This is a genomic window from Enterococcus sp. DIV1208, from assembly GCF_050530455.1.
In the GTDB taxonomy this organism is placed as follows: Bacteria; Bacillota; Bacilli; order Lactobacillales; family Enterococcaceae; genus Enterococcus_B; species Enterococcus_B hirae.
The window spans coordinates 493,323-512,754 of record NZ_CP172887.1 but is presented as its reverse complement, the minus strand read 5'-3'; the positions used below and the strand labels follow the sequence as shown (position 1 = coordinate 512,754).

The 19,432-nt window shown below is 36.0% G+C and carries 18 protein-coding genes and 1 tRNA gene; 6 read left to right on the top strand and 13 right to left on the bottom strand.

Annotated elements, in window-relative coordinates:
* Positions 1-831 precede the first annotated feature (831 nt).
* A tRNA-Thr gene (locus tag IGK91_RS02390) sits at positions 832-904 on the bottom strand.
* A 119-nt stretch (positions 905-1,023) separates the two neighbouring features.
* On the opposite strand from IGK91_RS02390, the gene IGK91_RS02385 reads away from it, so the two are divergent.
* A complete protein-coding gene (locus IGK91_RS02385) occupies positions 1,024-1,266 on the top strand; it encodes a hypothetical protein (RefSeq protein ID WP_010719992.1) in 243 nt (80 codons plus the stop codon).
* Positions 1,267-1,659: 393 nt separating this feature from the next.
* Here the strand turns inward: IGK91_RS02385 and upp are convergent, their stop codons facing one another.
* From upp to IGK91_RS02350, 7 genes are all read right to left on the bottom strand, one after another.
* Positions 1,660-2,289 carry a uracil phosphoribosyltransferase gene (gene upp / locus IGK91_RS02380; protein ID WP_010719993.1) on the bottom strand — a complete coding sequence of 210 codons (630 nt, stop codon included), beginning with the start codon at positions 2,287-2,289 and terminating at the stop codon, positions 1,660-1,662.
* A 234-nt stretch (positions 2,290-2,523) separates the two neighbouring features.
* Positions 2,524-3,471, bottom strand: a complete 948-nt coding sequence (locus IGK91_RS02375; protein ID WP_010738398.1) for an alpha/beta hydrolase — start codon at positions 3,469-3,471, stop codon at positions 2,524-2,526.
* Positions 3,472-4,003: 532 nt separating this feature from the next.
* Positions 4,004-5,248, bottom strand: a complete 1,245-nt coding sequence (gene glyA, locus IGK91_RS02370; protein WP_010738399.1) for a serine hydroxymethyltransferase — start codon at positions 5,246-5,248, stop codon at positions 4,004-4,006.
* 231 nt (positions 5,249-5,479) lie between these two features.
* Positions 5,480-6,511, bottom strand: a complete 1,032-nt coding sequence (locus IGK91_RS02365) for an L-threonylcarbamoyladenylate synthase (RefSeq protein WP_081122966.1) — start codon at positions 6,509-6,511, stop codon at positions 5,480-5,482.
* Between the two features lie 191 nt (positions 6,512-6,702).
* Positions 6,703-7,542, bottom strand: coding sequence for a peptide chain release factor N(5)-glutamine methyltransferase (prmC, locus tag IGK91_RS02360; RefSeq protein WP_181934182.1), 840 nt, complete (start codon positions 7,540-7,542; stop codon positions 6,703-6,705).
* Entirely contained in the window at positions 7,535-8,608 is a 1,074-nt protein-coding gene (gene prfA / locus IGK91_RS02355) for a peptide chain release factor 1 (RefSeq protein ID WP_010719998.1), read from the bottom strand. Before prfA ends, prmC begins: the two co-directional genes overlap by 8 nt.
* 2 nt (positions 8,609-8,610) lie before the next feature.
* Entirely contained in the window at positions 8,611-9,195 is a 585-nt protein-coding gene (locus tag IGK91_RS02350) for a thymidine kinase (protein WP_010719999.1), read from the bottom strand.
* A 233-nt stretch (positions 9,196-9,428) separates the two neighbouring features.
* Between IGK91_RS02350 and IGK91_RS02345 the strand changes: the two genes are divergently transcribed.
* Entirely contained in the window at positions 9,429-10,037 is a 609-nt protein-coding gene (locus IGK91_RS02345; protein ID WP_034866230.1) for a class I SAM-dependent methyltransferase, read from the top strand.
* A 139-nt stretch (positions 10,038-10,176) separates the two neighbouring features.
* Here the strand turns inward: IGK91_RS02345 and lepB are convergent, their stop codons facing one another.
* The 4 genes from lepB to IGK91_RS02325 form a co-directional block, all read right to left on the bottom strand.
* Complete coding sequence (gene lepB / locus IGK91_RS02340) at positions 10,177-10,746, bottom strand: signal peptidase I (RefSeq protein WP_010720001.1); 570 nt, start codon at positions 10,744-10,746, stop codon at positions 10,177-10,179.
* Positions 10,747-10,953: 207 nt separating this feature from the next.
* Complete coding sequence (locus IGK91_RS02335) at positions 10,954-11,727, bottom strand: DUF6681 family protein (protein ID WP_010720002.1); 774 nt, start codon at positions 11,725-11,727, stop codon at positions 10,954-10,956.
* Positions 11,724-12,224 carry a hypothetical protein gene (locus IGK91_RS02330; RefSeq protein WP_025480242.1) on the bottom strand — a complete coding sequence of 167 codons (501 nt, stop codon included), beginning with the start codon at positions 12,222-12,224 and terminating at the stop codon, positions 11,724-11,726. The genes IGK91_RS02335 and IGK91_RS02330 overlap by 4 nt, the downstream gene beginning before the upstream one ends.
* Before the next feature lie 187 nt (positions 12,225-12,411).
* Positions 12,412-13,143, bottom strand: coding sequence for an epoxyqueuosine reductase QueH (locus IGK91_RS02325; RefSeq protein ID WP_010738402.1), 732 nt, complete (start codon positions 13,141-13,143; stop codon positions 12,412-12,414).
* A 171-nt stretch (positions 13,144-13,314) separates the two neighbouring features.
* Here IGK91_RS02325 and IGK91_RS02320 point away from each other — a divergent pair, with 171 nt between their 5' ends.
* The gene (locus tag IGK91_RS02320; RefSeq protein ID WP_148282908.1) at positions 13,315-14,697 is read left to right on the top strand and encodes a TrkH family potassium uptake protein; all 1,383 of its coding nucleotides are present in this window, start codon (positions 13,315-13,317) and stop codon (positions 14,695-14,697) included.
* A gap of 167 nt (positions 14,698-14,864) precedes the next feature.
* Here IGK91_RS02320 and IGK91_RS02315 read toward each other — a convergent pair whose 3' ends face one another.
* Complete coding sequence (locus IGK91_RS02315; protein WP_010738403.1) at positions 14,865-15,527, bottom strand: CPBP family intramembrane glutamic endopeptidase; 663 nt, start codon at positions 15,525-15,527, stop codon at positions 14,865-14,867.
* Positions 15,528-16,025: 498 nt separating this feature from the next.
* Here IGK91_RS02315 and IGK91_RS02310 point away from each other — a divergent pair, with 498 nt between their 5' ends.
* The 3 genes from IGK91_RS02310 (at position 16,026) to IGK91_RS02300 (ending at position 19,127) form a co-directional block, all read left to right on the top strand.
* The gene (locus tag IGK91_RS02310; protein WP_010738404.1) at positions 16,026-16,868 is read left to right on the top strand and encodes an Rgg/GadR/MutR family transcriptional regulator; all 843 of its coding nucleotides are present in this window, start codon (positions 16,026-16,028) and stop codon (positions 16,866-16,868) included.
* Between the two features lie 221 nt (positions 16,869-17,089).
* Positions 17,090-18,442 (top strand): Mur ligase family protein, encoded by a 1,353-nt coding sequence (locus tag IGK91_RS02305; RefSeq protein WP_010738405.1) that lies wholly within the window; start codon positions 17,090-17,092, stop codon positions 18,440-18,442.
* Positions 18,435-19,127: a type 1 glutamine amidotransferase gene (locus tag IGK91_RS02300; protein WP_010738406.1), complete on the top strand. Its 693-nt coding sequence runs from the start codon at positions 18,435-18,437 to the stop codon at positions 19,125-19,127. The genes IGK91_RS02305 and IGK91_RS02300 overlap by 8 nt, the downstream gene beginning before the upstream one ends.
* Positions 19,128-19,432: the final 305 nt, after the last annotated feature.

Sequence of the window (19,432 nt, the reverse complement as noted above, 5' to 3'; positions counted from 1 at the left end):
AAATAAATTCAAATATATAATTAGAATAGAGTGTTTTTTATTGAATAAACACCAATTTTTTCCGTTTTTTTCTATTTTTTTCACTTTTAAAATAAAAAATAATAGTATTATGAAGGTTTGCTGATGTTTGCATATAAATATGAAAAATAAATAACTAATTTCAAGTGAATTTTTTTTGATCGTCAAATTTCTTCAACTTTTAAATCAGAAGGTCATGAAGCAAGATCATACAGACCATCGTTTATTTCAATATAAAAATACAACTACAGAACTAGTTTGCTATCATTAATAACGACAAATAAATAACCAATAAAAAAATCGGTATAACATTTTAAAAATTAGCAATCTATATTTACAGTGAAAAAAAAGGCGACTTAGATAGCAAAAAAAGGAATAATGTGCCAAATAATTGACTTGATTTAAGAAAAAAATCATTTCCTATCCGCTTTTTTCCTATCCATAATTTTACATTTATTAGAAATCCCACTTAGTTTTTTTATAAAAAAGAACGAAACCTCTAGTTGTGCCAAACTCCTTTAATTTTCAACAGTTTTATGATTCCATCTGTTTTAGCACTTGATGGCTGTCATTTGTTCAACAAAAAAACATCAAAACTAGTAGAATCTACTAATTTTGATGTTTAAAAAATTGGTTGAAGAACCAGATCTTGATGCTTCTTCGCAGTTATTGAATAGTAAAACAGATCCAGAATCGACATCCCCGTATCCGCTATTTTTAATGATGTTCCTTCCTCTTCTTTTCAAATTCCTTACGAAAAAAAGCAACGATCTCAAAATAAAAAATCTTTGAGATCGTTGCTTTTATAAATGATGCCAGCTGCAGGGATCGAACCTGTGACCTACGCGTTACGAGTGCGTTGCTCTACCAACTGAGCTAAGCTGGCGTTTCCATATGAAATTATATACGTATTTTAAAAATTTGTAAAGGCACAAGTGTAAATTTCGTTCTATTTCATGATTTTTTTCATAAAACGTGGTATAATTGATATGAAAGGCAGGTTTTATGAAAATGGCAACGTTTGGAAAATTTGATACAACTATCGTACCGTCAGAATTTGGGGAAAAATTTACGATCGACACTCACGTGACATTTATGATTCATGGAACACCGCAAACTGGAACAATTTCAAAACAACTGAAAAACTCGGCTGTGGTTGAAATTGACAAAACAGATGAAAATGCCAATTTAATGACACAAAGCAAAGGTGTAATCATCATCAATTACAAAGAATTGAAGAAAATTTAACACTGACCATCTCTGCGTTTTTTGGGATGGTTTTTTTATTTGAAAAATTTCATCAACTATCTAGGATCACTTATTCCATTCATGGCATCATAAACGTGCCTATTGTTCTCTCTAACTTAAAAATAGTTTTTTTTCTCACATCAATAAAGACTTATGAGATGTCAAAAACTATCCTCTATTCTTTTGCTGTTCCTCTTGTTCACTTAAGATTCTGCAAGACTCCATCCGTTTTTTCAAATTCCGTATATTCTTTGATCCATCTTCTTGCAGCTATTCTTTGAATAAACTACTTTCTATCAAAACCATGATAAATTACTAGAATTAATAACAAACAAAAAACCATAATAGAATAAGAAATCCTACTATGGTTTGGTGCCTTAGCGTTTATTATTTTTATTTCGTACCAAATAAACGGTCCCCTGCATCGCCTAGACCTGGAACGATGTAGCCGTGTTCATTCAATTTTTCATCTAATGCAGCTGTGTAGATGTCAATATCTGGATGTGCTTCTTGTAAAGCTTTTACACCCTCTGGAGCAGCTACTAGACAAACAAATTTGATATTTGAAGCGCCACGTTCTTTTAATGCATCGATCGCCATGATCGCTGAGCCACCTGTCGCTAACATTGGGTCAACAACAAATAATTGTCGTGCATCGATATCTTCAGGTAATTTTACGAAATATTCATGAGGTTCAAATGTTTCTTCGTCACGGTATAACCCGATATGTCCGACTTTCGCAGCTGGGATCAATTCTAAAATACCGTCAACCATCCCAATACCTGCTCGTAGAATCGGAATGATCGCTACTTTTTTACCAGATAACGTTTTTTGAGTTGTTTCTGTAATCGGTGTTTCGATTACGATATCTTCTAATGGCATGTCACGTGATACTTCATATGCCATCAACATAGCAATTTCGTCGACAACCTCACGGAAAACTTTTGTTCCACAGTCTTTGTCACGAATAATAGTTAGTTTATGTTGGATCAATGGATGGTCGATTACTTGGAATTTGCCCATTTTTCTGGTCTCCTTTGTTCTGTCGTTTCTTTTTAATTGTAAAACAAAAAGACCCAATTGACTAGTCAAACCAACAACTTTTCAAAAGAAAATAAAATAAATAAAACAACAGTAATCAAAAATAAAAAAAAGCAGTAAAAAATAACAAAAAAGCTTTGAACAATGAGTTTTTTTGTTATTTTTACTGTCTTTTAGTCAGATTAATATTACATATATCTGGTTATATAAATAGGATCATCGATCCTGCTGTAACCACTGAGTCGCTAAAAGCATCGCTGCTCTGGTAGCATTGGTTTGGTCCAATGAATTGACCATCACAAAATCGTGGATCATCCCTTGAAAACGAACCTGGGTGACTGCCACACCTACATCACGTAACTTCCGAGCATAAGCTTCTCCTTCGTCTCTTAAAACATCCGCTTCACCAGTTAAAATCAAAGCTGGTGGTAAGTCTGCCAAGTCTTCAGAAGTCGCTCGTAATGGTGATGCGGTGATTTCTGACCGCTCTGAATCATCAGTTGTATATTGGTCCCAAAACCATTTCATTCCTTCTTTTGTTAAAAAATAGTTTTCGGCAAATTCTTGATAAGAATCAGTAGTGAAATTGGCATCCGTCACCGGATAAAACAAAAGTTGTTTTTGGATCGGCAACCCTTGGCGTTCTTTGGTTAAAATAGTCATTACAGTTGCCATATTACCTCCAACTGAATCGCCCGCTACCGCTAATTCAGTTAAATCTAACCCTTTTGATTCCGCTAGTTCACTTAGCTTTTGTAAGACTGCATAGCTTTGTTCGATCGCTGTTGGATATTTTGCTTCCGGCGAACGGCTGTACTCTGGAAAAACGACGACCGAGTTCGTGCGAACGGCTAATTCACGAATCAACTTGTCATGAGTTTGTGCGCTACCAAAAACCCAACCAGCTCCATGAATATAGAAAATCACTGGTAATTTATCAGTATTTCCTTCTGGACGGACAAAACGAACGTTGATGGACCCCCATTGACCAGTATCAACCTTTAAATCTTCAATGTCGACTGGTAGTTTATCAACGGGCGATTCTTGGACTTTTTCTAATAGCGCTCGTCCTTCTTCAGGTGGTAATTCGTAGATTCTTGGGTGGGGAGCATTTGCATCACTAAATTCGATTGCTGATTTTTCTAATGAGATTCGTTCGGTCATCATGGTTCCTCCCTAGATTATAATAAAAAGCCAAATTACACCTCATATACTAGTGAGCCCCAATGAAAAAGTCAAAAAATCAGTTTGTTTGTTTTCTCTCAAACTCAGTCAACATAAGCATTCCCCATACTTCCCCCAGTACCTCCGTCTTAGTTTATCCCTTCATTAAAACAAAACCTCAACACTTCCATACCTAATCCATCTCAGTCCTATATCTCAGGCTATTTTAAATAGATTTCACCAATGTATTCGTGCTGCATCGATAGAAGAAAACTTTTGCCTAAATAAAACTAAAACACCCAAAAGAAGCGATTCCAACAACTTTCCCTTGAAAAAGTGTCCACACACAATAAGCCATTTCAAAAAATAATCCAAAGAATTCCAAAAACAGGAGAAGCGATTTTGGATTCTTCGGATTATTTTTAATATACAATAAATTTTAGCAAACTAAGAATTTTGAAACAGTTGCTTTTTTATGTCTGCTGATGGTACTTCTTGCGTTAAGCGACTCGTTTTGTAGTGATTATTCCTTTTATTTATTATATAAAGGATATTTTTCAGTCAATTCACGCACACCAGCTTTGACTTCAGCTAATTCGGCTTCATTCTCTTTGGCTTGTAAAGCTTTGACGATCAATTCCGCCACCTTCACAGCATCTTCTTCTTTGAAGCCTCTTGTAGTAATTGCTGGAGTACCGATACGGATCCCGCTAGTCTTGAACGGGCTAAGTGTTTCAAATGGAATTGAATTTTTGTTAACCGTAATATTCACACTATCTAAAATACTTTCGGCTTCTTTCCCGTTTAACTCTAATCCACGGACATCGATTAAAACTAAATGATTATCCGTTGCGCCAGAGACCACTCTTGTACCGATTGCTTGATTGAAGACTTTTGCCATCGCTTTGGCATTAGCAATAATCTGTTCACTGTATTCTTTAAATTCAGGTGTCAAAGCTTCTTTGAATGCTGCTGCTTTCCCTGCAATGACATGCTCTAGTGGTCCACCTTGGATGCCAGGGAAAACTGCACTATTGATTTTTTTCGCTAATTCTTCATTATTGGTCAAAATCATACCACCACGTGGTCCACGTAATGTTTTATGAGTGGTTGTCGTAGTAATGTCCGCATAAGGGATTGGACTTGGATGGACACCAGCTGCAACTAAGCCAGCGATATGTGCCATATCAACCATTAATTTCGCACCTACTTCATCAGCGATTTCTCTAAATTTTTCAAAATCAATGATTCTACCATAGGCACTTGCTCCGGCAACGATCAATTTTGGTTGATGTTTTCTAGCTAAAATCCGCACAACATTGTAATCAATGACTTCTGTTGTTGGATCAACACCATAGGCTACAAAATGGTACGTTTTTCCACTAAAGTTCACAGGAGAACCATGAGTCAAATGTCCACCTGCTGAAAGATCCATCCCTAAAATCGTGTCACCAGGTTCTACTAAAGCAAGATATGCTGCCGTGTTCGCTTGTGAACCAGAATGAGGTTGAACATTGACAAATTTTGCACCGAATAATTCTTTTGCACGATCGATCGCTAAACTTTCGACGATATCGACAAATTCACAGCCACCATAATAACGATGCCCAGGGTAACCTTCTGCATATTTATTTGTCAAGATACTTCCTTGAGCCGCCATCACTGCTTCAGAGACAAAATTTTCGGAAGCGATAAGTTCCAAATTATTTTCTTGTCTTTCTTCTTCTTTTGCGATTGCTGCCCATAAATCTGGGTCAAACGTTTTGTAGTCTACCACACACAACAGCTCCTTCTTATTGTTTACTAAGAAATCATGAATCAACTAGCAATCTATGCACGATCAGCTAAAATCCTTAACTGGTCATTCAGATCGCTGTAAAAAGCTACATCTCACGAATGATTGCTGATTCTTTCTCTTTTGAACATGATCTCTCAGTTTTATTCAAGTTTATTCAAGTAGAGTTTACTTTATTGCATTGTATCATAATAAAGTATGGGTACAAGCTACCTACGTTCTTTTTTCAAAATATTTTTGTCCCGCTGATTTTTTTAAGCGATTCATATAAGCATTTCCCAGACCTTCTTCTGGAAATACTGCAACAAAGATCATATCAAGTCCAAGGTTCTTCTCATCTAACCCACGTAATCCTGCAAATAATCCTTTCGTAGCGGCTTCTACTGAATCATCAAAATACATGTAGACTGCTGCTACATCAAAACGAACAGCTTCAGCAATTTTAGGACCTGCAATTACTCCAACACGCAAATGTTCTTCTTTCGCCCATTTTACAGCGCCTTCCCAATCATTTTCTTGGACCATCATGACTTGCGTATCAGGCGAATAGTGCTTATATTTCATTCCTGGTGATTTAGGTGTTTCAGTGCTTTGGACTAAATGACGATCAACGGCCACCTTTCCACCGATCACTTTTTCAAGCTGTTCTTTGGTCACCGCTCCTGGACGTAAAATCATGGGTTCACGATCCGGATCACTGAGATCGATCACGGTTGATTCCACACCAATTCGGGTTGCACCATCATCAATGATCCCATTGATTTTTCCTTTTAAATCATGGTAGACATGTTCCGCAGTCGTTGGACTAGGTTTTCCCGAAGTATTCGCACTAGGACCAACAATTGGTATACCAGCTAATTGGATGACTTCAAGCGTTTTTTTGTTATCTGGCATACGAAAAGCAGCTGTGGATAACCCACCTGTTACAATAGGTGGTAAAGACCCTTTTTTGATCTCAAAAATAAGTGTTAAGGGACCTGGCCAGAAATGATTGACGATTTTTTCCGTTAAAGGATGAAAGTTATCCACAAATTGTTTTACTTGCTCAAACGATGAAACATGGACAATCAAAGGATTATCTTGTGGACGACCTTTGACCGAAAACACTTCGGTTACCGCTTCAGGCAAAAGTGCATTAGCGCCTAGTCCATAGACAGTTTCAGTTGGAAAAGCAACGAGTTCGCCACTTTTTAATGCTTGTGCTGCTTCTGATAATTGTTCTTCATGATAATAGTTTGTTTCCACAGTCTATCCACACCCTCATTTTTCAATATGCTTGATTTATTCTACTTTATCCTCATGTTATCAACAGAGTGTTGATAACTATTTTGTCAATAGTGGATAAGTATGTTGATAAGTCAATAACTCGTTTTCATCCTTGTAAAATCAATGTTTTTTTATGATAAAAAAACATAAAAAATATTTTTCATCCACAATCAGCTCATCACAGAAACTATTCGTTCATTTCCAAATAAATCTTTATGAATACTTACTTGTTTATTGGGGAATGCCGTTTGAAAGATTTGTTTCACGATCTCCCCTTGGCTAAATCCTATTTCCAAAAATAGTTTTCCCTCTGGTTTCAAATATTGTTTTGCTTCTTTTGCTATTTTTTTATAGATGGCTAATCCTTCATCTTCGGCAAATAATGCCATTTTAGGTTCAAATGTCCGAACACTTTCATCCATCAATTCCCATTCATCGAAACGAATATACGGCGGGTTGGAAATAATGACGTCAAAGGTTTGATCACTGACCGGTGCCAGTGTATCTCCATGATAAAAATGGATCGCCAGTCCAGCTTGTTGCGCATTCTCTTTCGCTACTGAGAGAGCTGCTGGAGATAGGTCCACAGCCGAAACGTCCCAGTTCTTTCTTGCAGCTTTTAAACTGATCGCAATTGCCCCTGTTCCTGTTCCAATATCTATGACCTTCAAGTTTTGTTCTGACGTTTCTTGCAAACATCGTTCAACTAATTCTTCTGTTTCCGGTCTAGGGATCAAAGTGTCCTCTGTCACTTTTAGGCGGTGACCATAAAAGTCAGCATACCCCAACAAATATTGAGGCGGATAATTGTTCATCAAATGCTCCAGATCTTGTTCGATCATCTGTTGATCTTCGCTAGAAATGGGCTCATTCATCTGCAACAACCAATCAAGTTTTTGCCAACCTTTACGTTCAAGAAAAAGAAATTGGATACTATGTCCTTCTTTTCCATGATCTTCTAAAAAAGAAGAAGCCCGTGATAGGACTTCTAAATACGTGGTCTTACCCATTTTGCATTTCTTCCAATTTTGATGTTTGGTCATACATGATCAACGCATCCACGATCTCATCCATTTTTCCAGCAAGGATTTGATCTAATTTTTGGATAGTTAAACCAATACGATGGTCAGTCACACGGTTTTGCGGGAAATTATACGTACGGATCCGCTCAGAGCGATCACCCGTTCCAACGGCTGATTTACGGTTTGCATCGTATTCACTTTGTGCTTCTTGTTGGATTTTATCATAGACACGGGCCCGTAAAATCTTCATGGCTTTTTCACGGTTTTTCAGCTGTGAACGTTCATCTTGCATTGCTACCACGATTCCAGTAGGTAAATGAGTTAGACGAACTGCCGATGCTGTTTTATTGACGTGCTGACCGCCAGCCCCTGATGCATGATAGATATCTGTTCTGATATCTTTATCTTCAATATCGATTTCTACTTCTTCTGCTTCTGGCATGACCACAACGGTTGCTGTTGATGTGTGGATTCGTCCTTGTGATTCTGTAGATGGCACTCGTTGTACACGATGCGCACCACTTTCATATTTTAATTTTGAATAGACATTTTCTCCAGAGATCATCATGATGACTTCTTTATAGCCACCGATACCAGTAATACTTGCCTCCATCACTTCCGTTTTCCAACCTTGTGATTCTGCATATTTCTGATACATGTTGAATAAGTCACCAGCAAATAACGCTGCTTCATCTCCACCTGCTGCCCCACGAATTTCCATGATGATGTTTTTATCATCGTTCGGGTCCTTTGGTAGTAATAAGATTTTGATTTTTTCTTCTAATTCTTCTTTTTCTTTTTTCAAATCAGATAATTCTTCTTTGGCCATTTCAGCCATTTCATCATCCAACTTTTCACCTAACAGCTCTTCTGTATCTTTGATCCCTTGTACGACATCTTTGTAACGACGGTAGACATCAACAGTTTCACGAGTGTTTGCTTCTTCTTTTGATAATTGCATAAAACGTTTCGTATCTGAAATTACTTCTGGATCGCTTAGTAGCTCGCCCAGTTCTTCATAACGGTCTTCAATTGCTTGTAATTGATCGTACATCTTTATTCTCCTTCTGTCATAATTGATGGTTCAAAATAGTGTTTCCGACAAACGGGGTAATAGGCTTCATTTCCACCAATTTGTACCTGATCCCCCTCGTAAACTGGTTGACCATCGATATAATGTAAATTCATGATTGCTTTCTTATGGCAGAACCAGCAGATCGTTTTCATCTCTTCGATTTTGTCTGCATAAAGCAATAGATATTTTGATCCTTCAAATAACTCATTTCTAAAATCATTCTTCAAACCAAATGCCATCACCGGAATGTTTAATTCATCAACAATTTTCGTAAACGCAATTACGTGTTTTTTCTTTAAAAATTGCGCCTCGTCGATCAATATACAATATGGCTTATCCTCCATTTGAAAAATGACATCAAAGACATCTGTTTCTTCAAAAATCGGCGTGGCTTCTCTTTTTAACCCAATACGACTAGAGACAACACCAACACCATCTCTGGTATCGATCCCACTTGTCATCAAGACAACTGGTTTATTCTGTTCTTCATAATTATGTGCGACTTTTAAGATCTCAATTGTCTTGCCGCTATTCATTGCGCCATACTTAAAAAATAGTTGTGCCATTTACTTGCTCACCTTCCAGTTTGTTCCTATGGTATTATACTTGATTTTCATTATTTTTTACAGTGAGAATTTTTCATCTGGTAAAAACGTTACTTTAGATTAAAACACTCATACATTTAAAACAATAGCTGCGTGTCTTTCAATCCTTCAAAATCAACTAGTGGTTTGGGAAAACAGTTTTTTTTGCTATACTTAACAAAATTCATCTAACTTATGAAGTCAGGAGTGACCTTATGTCAGAAATCTTCAATCAAATCGCAAACCATTATGATACTCCCGAAAGAAAAGCACTAGCAAAAATTATTCAAGACGAACTAATTTCTCAACTACCTTCTTCCACCAAAGAACTGACTTTTATGGATTATGGCGGAGGTACCGGTTTGGTTTCGTTAGCTTTAGCTGACCGATTCAAGCAACTTCTTCTAGTTGATTCCTCTGATGCGATGCTAACAATTGCTGAAGACAAAATTAAGACTAGCGGATTAACAAACGTCTCTTCGGCAACGTTCGATGCCACAACCGAATCCATCGATCAAAAAATCGATCAAAAAGTAGATCTTATTTTGATGTCATTAGTCCTACTGCATATTCCTGACACACGTTTGATCTTAGAAAAACTCTACCACATGCTTACGCCAAACGGTCAACTTTTGATCATTGATTTTGATCACAATGATGCGATCAACCATCCAAAAGTCCATAATGGGTTTGACCATGAAGCACTTATGGCTCTACTTGAACAAATTGGGTTTCATTCCACGAATATCCACACTTTTCACTCTGGTAAAAATTTATTCATGAACCAAGATGCCTCTTTGTTTTTTGCTAGCGGAAAAAAATAAAAAATAAGCCACAGAATCCTTAAAATAGGAAAAACTATTTCGGATTCTGTGGCTTATTTTCTGGGCTAGACAACTTGGTCATGACCACTGTTGCCTGCTTTTTGCTCATGCTCTTTCTGATACCTGCTCAGAAAGAGACTTAAAAGATTTTGATTTCGTTCAAAGGCCAGTAACGGAAAACTACTTTTCCTTGAATCATGTCTGCATCCACCAAGCCAAATATTCGGCTATCTTTAGAGATCAAACGATTATCTCCCAAAACTAAATATTTTCCTTTGGGCACAACATATTCAAAATCACTTGTGAAATGCTGCGAATTTTCAGCCTGTGCTTGGAAAGCTTCACTGTAAGAATATTCATTCTGCAATTTATCTTTCGCAAAATCTTTTTTAAACTCATTTAAATAAGACTCATTATATTTTTTACCATTAATCGTCAATTGATCATTTTCCATTTTCACGGTATCGCCCGGCATGCCAATGATTCGTTTAACGATCATTCGTTCTTCATCTCCAGGTTCTTTCGTCGTGATAATATCAAAGCGTTCATACTTTGAGATTTTCGACGAGATCAATCGTTGACCATCACTCAACGTCGGATCCATTGAATGTCCGTTAACGGTAACTGGCGTAAATACATAGACCCGAGCTAATAAAATAGCTGCTAGTACTACGATCAAAATACCCCAATTTTTAAAAAATTCTTTCACAACATACCTCCCGCTTTACTTTTGTTTTCTCTTCGTATTATTCAATTGATTTTTTTATTGTTCTTTTTTATTTTACCTTTTTTAGAAAGTAAAGGAAAGAATAAGAATACATCACGTATAACCCTATTTTTTTCTTTTATTATTCAAAGGGAGATTCTGTCATTTTTCATCCACAATTTTCCAACCTGTCTTGATCAACGTGATCCATTAACTTCGTGAATGCTTTCTTCGTTGACTTCTACTGTAAACCATTGCTTCATTTTCTGGTTGTTCTTTTTTCACGATAAGTTTTAAACGATAAGGCTCATGATACCTTAAGCCTTCTTTGACGAAGTCACCACCTACAATAAACAACCCAACTGGTTCGAGCTTTTCATCCGCCGAATCCATAAGAATCGTTCCAACAGGGGCTAAATCCGAGTAGCTGCGCCCAATACTCAACTGATATTCTTTTTCTGCTACTTTTTTAACGTAATAATAAGGATAAAGTGTGTTACGATCCACAAGATAGCCATCCATTCTTCCTAGATCATTTGTTTTAATCTCACCATTCCCGATTAAATAACGCATGTTTTCAGCTAATCGCAATTGATAATCTTCATCATAAGAAACACTGACTTCTTTCGTGTTCACTTTGTCGATTGCACCGCTATTCAGCATCGCTTCTTCTGTTTGAATATTGAATGCTTCTTCCGGTAAATATTTGACAAACAATTGTGTCACATCCGCTTTGGTATTCTTATCCAGAAAGTAATAAAATACATTCAAAATGATAAAATACACTAACACTAAAAAGCCGATTCCATACAAGAAAAATTGTAAGTAATTTTGGTTTTGCCAAAGTCCATAAATAATCCGTAAAAGATACATCGTTGGGATTACACTTAAAATCGTATAGCCTCGATTTAAATATTTAGGACTAATATCTAAATAACCTAAAAACTTATGCACGCTATTGATAATATCTAATAAAATTGTCATTGTGAATCACCTGCTTGCTGATTATACACTTGTTTTCCATCTGTATTTTGGGTTGGCGTTACATTTTTCACGGTAGCCTCTCCACTATCCTGTCCTTCAGTACTTGGTGTCGTATTACTTGGTACTGTTGACGAACTTGAGCTTGGTTCTGTATGATTTCCTCCATTGATCGCATTCGTATCACTGGTTTCGGATGAACTGCTTCCTTGCTTGTCAGACTTTTCTTTCGAACTACTTGGTTGCTCTGTAGAATACGTATTTTCGTTGGTTGAACTCGTATTTTCTTCCCATGTGCTCGATGAATCATTCGTCTGATCCAGTGTTGTCGACGTTTCATTAGATGTGGTCTCTGGTGTTGATGTTGGTGTTGTTTCTTCCACCGAACTTGAACTAGGGGTACGATAACTTGAGCTGTTGACAACACCGGTCGCAGTAGCAACGATTGTTGAAATAGTTAAGACTGCTATTGGTTTCAAAATAGGTGCTACTTTTCGCATCATATCTCTTCCTTTATGTTTTATTTTTCATCACTATTATTTTTTATGCTTGGTCTAAAATTCATTTTTCCACCAAACTGAATATTCGTTTTCAATCGAATCAATCGCTTTTATTTTGACACTTAATTATACTTAACATAAATTTCTTATTTTTTTCTTACGTTTTCTTGAAAATTTTATAATAGAGCTAATTAATTGAAATTTTTGAACTTGCTAAATAATCCTTTGCTTCTTGGTTTATTTTCTTTAAATCACAACCTTGCTGTTTAGCTGCAAAGACACAGCCACAGTAACACTGACGAAAAATGTCATACTCTTTACACATCTGGATCGATCGCTCGTATCCTTTATTTTTCTTAAAATCACTTGGTAAGTAATGAGTTCCATAAATTTTTTGGATATCCATCCCGATTTGGTTGATCAGAGTAGCATTTTTCTTGGGTGAGATCGTTAATGCACTCCCAAAATAATCATAACCAAGTTCTTGGGCTTTTTGTGCTACCAGGTCTAAACGCATATTAAAACAGGCACTACATCTTGCGCCACCTTCTTTTTCTTCCGTAAGGCCTTGCGTAATGACCATTTTATTAAACTCGCTGGGGCGGTACTCATCAACGATCAGCTGAACATGATGATTGGTTTGCTCGTTAAACTGATTAACAAATCGCTTTTGTTCATGGAGTCTTCTTAAATATTCATTTTTAGGATGGATATTAGAATTTGAAAAAAATAAAGTAACCTCTGCAAATTGGCACATAAATTCTAACGTATGTGTGCTGCAAGGAGCACAACAAGTATGGATTAATATTTTTGGTCGAGTTTCTTCTTGTTGCCATTGTTGGATCATTTTTTGTAGTACTCGATCATAATTTATTTTCTGGTTTTTCATTTTTTCAACAATTACCTTTGCATCAATCATTGGGAGACCTCGCTATTCTTCAATTCTTCCATAATTATATGCTATTTGATAGCAAATCAAAAGAAAACGTACATTTTGTTTAAGATTTCTTTGAGTATTATTTATAACCTCGGTATACTGAAAGAAACAACTTTTAAAAAGGAGGATAGTTTCTTGAAATTAACCCTTTTCATGCGGAAATTAAGACGTCGAAGCGAACGTTACGCTTCTAGTCATTTTTCTTCAATCCAAGTCATTGTTTTTTACTATCTTATTATGACCATTGTCTCTTTAGGATTGTTTTACATTCCTTTTTTTCGTGAACCAGATAGTCACGTACCTTTTATCGATATGCTTTTCATGGCGATCAGTACAATCAGTGTAACGGGATTGTCCACATTTGATATTAATTCGGCTTTTAATGATAACGGGGTAATCTTACTTGAAATACTATTCCAAGTAGGTGGATTAGGGATTATGATGATCTCTACTGCTTTTATTATCTTTTCTAAACGAAGAATCACGTTACGACAGCGACAACTGATCATGACGGATATGAATCAGCCACGCTTATCTGGTATTGTTCGTTTGATTCGTATCACCTTTGTAATTTTGTTGTGGTTCCAAGTCCTTTTTGGCGCTTTCTTTTCCATTTATTTCTATTATCGAGGCTACTTTGATCATTGGCGGGATGCACTTTTCTATGGATTTTACCAATCGATTTCTGCTGTGACCAATTCGGGTTTCGATGTCACAGGAAACTCAATCGAGCCGTTTGCACATGACTATCTGTTCCTATTTGTTATCATGTTTTTGATTTTTATTGGTGGGATAGGATTTCCTGTTTTGATGGAATTTCGTGAATGGATTTTGTATAAACGCTCAAAAGCAAAATTACCGTTTCGCTTTTCCTTATTTACAAAATTAGCGGTTTTAGCCTTTATCATCTTATTTGTTGGTGGGACGCTGTTAATTTTTTTACTTGAAAAAGACCATCTTTTTCAAGATTCTAGTTTAAGTGTCAAGTGGATCAATTCTATGTTTTACTCTATGACTACTCGTAATGCTGGCTTACAAATCCATGATTTGGGTAATTTCCAAATCACTACATTGATCGTTTTTTCTTTATTGATGTTCATTGGATGTAGCCCCAGTTCGGTAGGTGGTGGGATTCGTACAACGACCGTAGCAATTATTGGTCTTTATCTCTACTCTTTCCTTAAAAGCGAAGACAACATCAATATTTTTGGTCGTCGAATCGATAATGATGATGTGCGTAAGTCAGTCGTTGTATTTATGTTATCTCTTGGTATGTGTTTTTTCTGTATCGTCTTTTTATCAGCTACAGAAAATCAGCCTTTAATTGCAATTATCGTTGAAGTAACTTCAGCCTTCGGAACCACTGGCTTATCCCTGGGAATTACTGGGAACTTGTCAGTAATTGGGAAAATCACGATCGCAGCTTTAATGTTTATCGGTCGTATCGGTATGTTGTATACTTTGATGTTATTTGTTCCAAAAGAAACACGAGATTTAGGCTACGAATACCCTACTGAAAAAATCATCATTGGGTAAAATTTCAGACAATCGACAAACCTTGAAAGGCTGAATCTGTATTTAGTATACAAAAATGCATCCTGTGTCGCTCTAATAAAAATAACCCAAAGTAGTCAGAAAATAGAAAAGCTATTTTCGGCCACTTCGGGTTATTTATTTGTACTGAAAACTTTGCTCTTATTTGTCTAAGAGGATAATAAACTTCCTAAAACAAAAGCAATTAAATCAAAAGCATAATGCACTGCCCAACTAGTATTCAATGACTTTGTTTTTAAATAGGCTTGGTTAAACCAAAGTCTAATTCCTCCTTGAACTAAGATGACTTGCACAATCGTGAACAACGCTGAACTTCCTAGATAAGTTTCAAAATGAATCAGTCCAAAAATAATTGCTGTGAGCAATGATGCCACCTTAGTATTGATCCTCATTTTTTTACGTAAAGTATCAAAAATAGTGATCGAAAATAGTTCTTCTCCCAGTAAAGCAATTGGTAAAATAAATACAAAAAACCACCAAGGATTATCTTGCGCACTATTTGCTTTCGTCTGAATATCTAACAACTGTGCCAGTATTCCCATGATCATCGAAGCCAACATACCATAAATTTGTGAACCAACTAAAATCAGCAAGAATGTTTTTATCAATCGTTTAGGTGTACTAAATAATTGCCTCACACCAACAAAACCAAATACCAGTAAATAGCTTACTAAACCACTAATAACAAGAAAACTAAACTGAATATAATAAAAGTCAACCTGGGTCAACCCATAGAACCCTACCCCTAACACTCCAAAAGCAATCATTATTCTAAGGACTTGATTATTTGGTTCTGTAATTCTTTTTGTCATATTTCTTGTTCCTCTTCCGTTAAATAATTATCATTTGTTCATTGATTAGTCGCTGACGACCCTTCACATGAGTATTGTTTACGTGTCTTTTATACTGCCCCATCTCCTCAAACAAGCCTTCATCATTGACAGATTTCCAATGATTTATCATGAATGTTTTCCTTTAATTTTCCATAGTATAATCATCTACGAATGAAAATTCTTTTATAGTCCTATATTTAAGACTTTTGGTACTTTGTATCTAAAAATAATCTGACCATAAATACAATAAATATGCGAATAATTAGTTTTTTTGAACTCCACTTGACCTTCATTCGTACTTATTTGTTATAAGAAACGTGCGGATAACACCCCTCGTCTAACTCTACTAAATTCTCTTTCTTTCAGTCGCTTTTCTGGTCACTTTTCCAAAAGTATCTTTCTTAGAATTTTGACAATTTTTTTGCTACTATTACTTCATTACATAAACACATAAAATAATTTTGATGGAGAGATACTATGGAGTATGGTCAGTTAGTACGAAAAATCCGATTAGATAAAGGTTTTTCTCAAAAGGAAATCTATTCAGGAATCGTAACAAAATCTTATTGCATTGAATTTGAAAAAGGAAACCATGACTTGTCTTTCCGACTTTTAGCTCAAGTGTTGGAGCGATTGCTGGTAGATGTGGAAGAATTTATCTTTTTATATGACTATTATCACTCTTCTTCACAAAATTTATGGAAACAATATGAATTGGCTTCTAATACAAAGGACTTAGAAAAGCTCTTTGAGATCTATCAAACGACAACCGCTTCAAAAGATAAAAAAATTCAGCTTCTAAACGCTTTAACTAAAATTGGCCATGATCAATTGAGCGACCATCAAATAGACAATGAGACCTTGGAGTTCCTTGTTGATTATTTAAAATCCATCGAAACATGGACACTACAAGAAATCAAAATTTATACCAACACCTTGAATTACTTTTCAGAAGAACAGCAACAAATTTTCTATAAAAATTCATTAAAAAAAATTCAGATCTATCAAGAATATCCCGCTGGTAAAAAAATTTATTTGACGTTGCTTCTTAATAGTTGCGGTCATTTTATTTCCTATGGGAATTTCTTTTTAGCAAAAGATGCGCTTAGTCATTTAAAGGAATTAACTACCGGAACTGAAGATACAATCTTTAAATTATATCGTATTTATTTTGAGAACATTCTGATTTACTGTACAGAAGAAAAAAGCACAAGTGAAACAATGATCCACTTTATTATCGAAACCTTAGACAAACTGGAGTATTCTTTTTTAAGCGAACAATGTACACTCTTTTTTCAGACGATCAAAAACAACTATTAATTCACTATAGTTATTCCTAAAAAATCAACTGTTATCCGCTGGGGCTATTCTTAGACTAAACGAAACTTCAAATAAAAAATCAAGCCTAGTACCAATCGTTGTTAGACAAGAGAATCGCAACCATTTCTAAAAAAAAAGAAAAGCAATTTAACCTTTTTTTGAACATATGGTATGATTAATTGAATTTACTCGTCGTTAAGACGTTTTATGGAGGTTACATAATGGGAGTACGCAGTCAATTTGCGATTGCTGTTGGTAAAACATCACAATGGGCATTAAAAACCTTCTTTAAAGGAGGATCAAGTTTACCGGGTAAACTTGCACTTAAAATCGACCCACACATTTTAGACAGTCTTGCAAAAGATTATCAAGTGGTTGTCGTTACTGGAACAAACGGAAAGACATTGACAACTGCTTTGACAGTTAATATATTACGGCAACAATTTGATGAAGTATTAACCAACCCAACTGGGGCAAATATGGTTCAAGGAATCGTTTCTACTTTTTTGCAAGCCAAACCTAAAAAAGGGCAAAAAAAATTCGCTGTTTTAGAAATCGATGAAGCAAGTTTGAGTAAAGTAACTGAATACATGAAGCCTGAACTATTTTTATTTACAAACATTTTCCGTGATCAAATGGATCGTTATGGAGAAATCTATACCACCTACAAAATGATTGTAGACGGAGCAGCGAAATCACCTGATGCCACAATTATCAGTAACGGAGATTCGCCAATCTTCAACTCTGTGGAAACAATCAATCCTCGCCAATATTATGGGTTTGATCATGAAGAAGACCATGAACAAATGGCTCATTATAATACGGATGGTGTGCTCTGTCCTAAATGTCATCATATTTTACATTACAAGATGATCACGTATGCAAATTTAGGGAAATACTATTGTCCAAACTGTGACTTTAAACGTCCTGAACTTGATTATCGTCTAACGGATATGTTGCGCATGGACAATGTCTCAGCTGATTTTACGATTGATGGTCATAACTATGGAATTGAAGTTGGCGGGATGTACAATGTCTACAACGCGTTAGCTGCCACAGCGGTAGCTGAATATTTTGGGGTAACCCCTGAAAAAATCAAGCAAGGCCTAGGATACGACGAAAAAATATTTGGTCGTCAAGAAATCATTGATATCAATGGTAAAAAATGTACACTCGTACTTGTTAAAAATCCTGTTGGAATCAATCAGGTCATCGATATGATCGGCTTAGCCCCTTATCCATTCTCACTAGTTGCTTTATTAAATGCAAACTATGCAGATGGAATTGACGTTAGTTGGATCTGGGACGGAAATTTTGAACATTTTGCTGATATGGATATTCCTGCAGTGATCGCTGGTGGGGATCGTCATACCGATATGTCGTTACGTCTAAAAGTTGCAGGAATCCCTGAAGATAAGATCATCGAAACAAAGGAACTGAATGAAGTCATTAAAAATATCAAACAATTACCGACCGAACACGTCTACATCCTAGCTACCTATACAGCAGTTCTTCAATTACGAAAAGAATTAGCGAATCAAGGATTTATCAAAGGAGGGATGAATCATGCCTAATTATGAACTGAATATCGCCCATCTTTACGGTAATTTGATGAATACTTACGGAGACAACGGCAATCTATTGATGCTTAAATATGTCGCTAAAAAATTCGGTGTGACCTGTCATACCGAAATTGTCAGTCTGCATGAACCATTTGAAGCAGATAAATATGATTTAGTCTTTTTTGGTGGCGGACAAGATTATGAGCAACTGATCATTTCAAAAGATATCCAAGAAAAAAAAGCAGCACTAACAAACTACATTGAAAATGATGGTGTGATGTTAGCTATCTGTGGCGGGTACCAATTCCTTGGACACTATTATGTGGGTGCCAATGGAGAAAAAATCCAAGGAATCAGTGCCTTAGACCATTACACCTTAAGTCAAGAAAATAATCGTTTTATCGGCGATATCGTTATCTATAATGAAGAGTTTAATGAAACCTATTATGGTTTTGAAAACCACAATGGGCGGACATTCTTAGGGGAAGGCGAACGACCTTTAGGAAAAGTCGTTCAAGGTCACGGAAATAATGGTGAAGACCAATCCGAAGGCGTCATTTATAAAAATGTTTTTGGCTCTTATTTCCACGGACCGATTCTTGCCCGAAATGAGAATCTTGCGGAACGATTGATTCGTTTAGCACTTAAACAACGTTATGGAACAGAACTTGATTTACCAGTCGAATCTTTAGCATAAAACATAACTTTTGTTACCATTAATATTTGCTGGATTGTGATTGTAAATAAATCAATAGTAACAAGCGCAACACCACAACAGAAATAGCAAACTTTAATAATTGAGCCAAAGAATACGAAAATCACTGCTCTGATTTCTGGTATTCTTTGGCCTATTTTTGATCAAGTAATGATTATTACCTTGGGATACGATTGGAAAAGCAAATGACTTCACTGACGATAAGAAAGAATCGTTTGAAAAAGCGAACTAACTTTTCTGCCGTTACCTCTTTTCATTAACACTTCAACACTATCTTTTAACTAATA

What these genes read in the sequence shown, in the direction of transcription:
- IGK91_RS02385 (WP_010719992.1), top strand. Translation starts at nt 1,024, where the DNA reads ATGAAAATGGCAACGTTTGGAAAATTTGATACAACTATCGTACCGTCA.
- upp (WP_010719993.1), bottom strand. Translation starts at nt 2,289, where the DNA reads ATGGGCAAATTCCAAGTAATCGACCATCCATTGATCCAACATAAACTA.
- IGK91_RS02375 (WP_010738398.1), bottom strand. Translation starts at nt 3,471, where the DNA reads ATGACCGAACGAATCTCATTAGAAAAATCAGCAATCGAATTTAGTGAT.
- prmC (WP_181934182.1), bottom strand. Translation starts at nt 7,542, where the DNA reads ATGGGTAAGACCACGTATTTAGAAGTCCTATCACGGGCTTCTTCTTTT.
- prfA (WP_010719998.1), bottom strand. Translation starts at nt 8,608, where the DNA reads ATGTACGATCAATTACAAGCAATTGAAGACCGTTATGAAGAACTGGGC.
- IGK91_RS02350 (WP_010719999.1), bottom strand. Translation starts at nt 9,195, where the DNA reads ATGGCACAACTATTTTTTAAGTATGGCGCAATGAATAGCGGCAAGACA.
- IGK91_RS02345 (WP_034866230.1), top strand. Translation starts at nt 9,429, where the DNA reads ATGTCAGAAATCTTCAATCAAATCGCAAACCATTATGATACTCCCGAA.
- IGK91_RS02335 (WP_010720002.1), bottom strand. Translation starts at nt 11,727, where the DNA reads ATGACAATTTTATTAGATATTATCAATAGCGTGCATAAGTTTTTAGGT.
- IGK91_RS02330 (WP_025480242.1), bottom strand. Translation starts at nt 12,224, where the DNA reads ATGCGAAAAGTAGCACCTATTTTGAAACCAATAGCAGTCTTAACTATT.
- IGK91_RS02325 (WP_010738402.1), bottom strand. Translation starts at nt 13,143, where the DNA reads ATGATTGATGCAAAGGTAATTGTTGAAAAAATGAAAAACCAGAAAATA.
- IGK91_RS02320 (WP_148282908.1), top strand. Translation starts at nt 13,315, where the DNA reads ATGCGGAAATTAAGACGTCGAAGCGAACGTTACGCTTCTAGTCATTTT.
- IGK91_RS02315 (WP_010738403.1), bottom strand. Translation starts at nt 15,527, where the DNA reads ATGACAAAAAGAATTACAGAACCAAATAATCAAGTCCTTAGAATAATG.
- IGK91_RS02310 (WP_010738404.1), top strand. Translation starts at nt 16,026, where the DNA reads ATGGAGTATGGTCAGTTAGTACGAAAAATCCGATTAGATAAAGGTTTT.
- IGK91_RS02305 (WP_010738405.1), top strand. Translation starts at nt 17,090, where the DNA reads ATGGGAGTACGCAGTCAATTTGCGATTGCTGTTGGTAAAACATCACAA.
- IGK91_RS02300 (WP_010738406.1), top strand. Translation starts at nt 18,435, where the DNA reads ATGCCTAATTATGAACTGAATATCGCCCATCTTTACGGTAATTTGATG.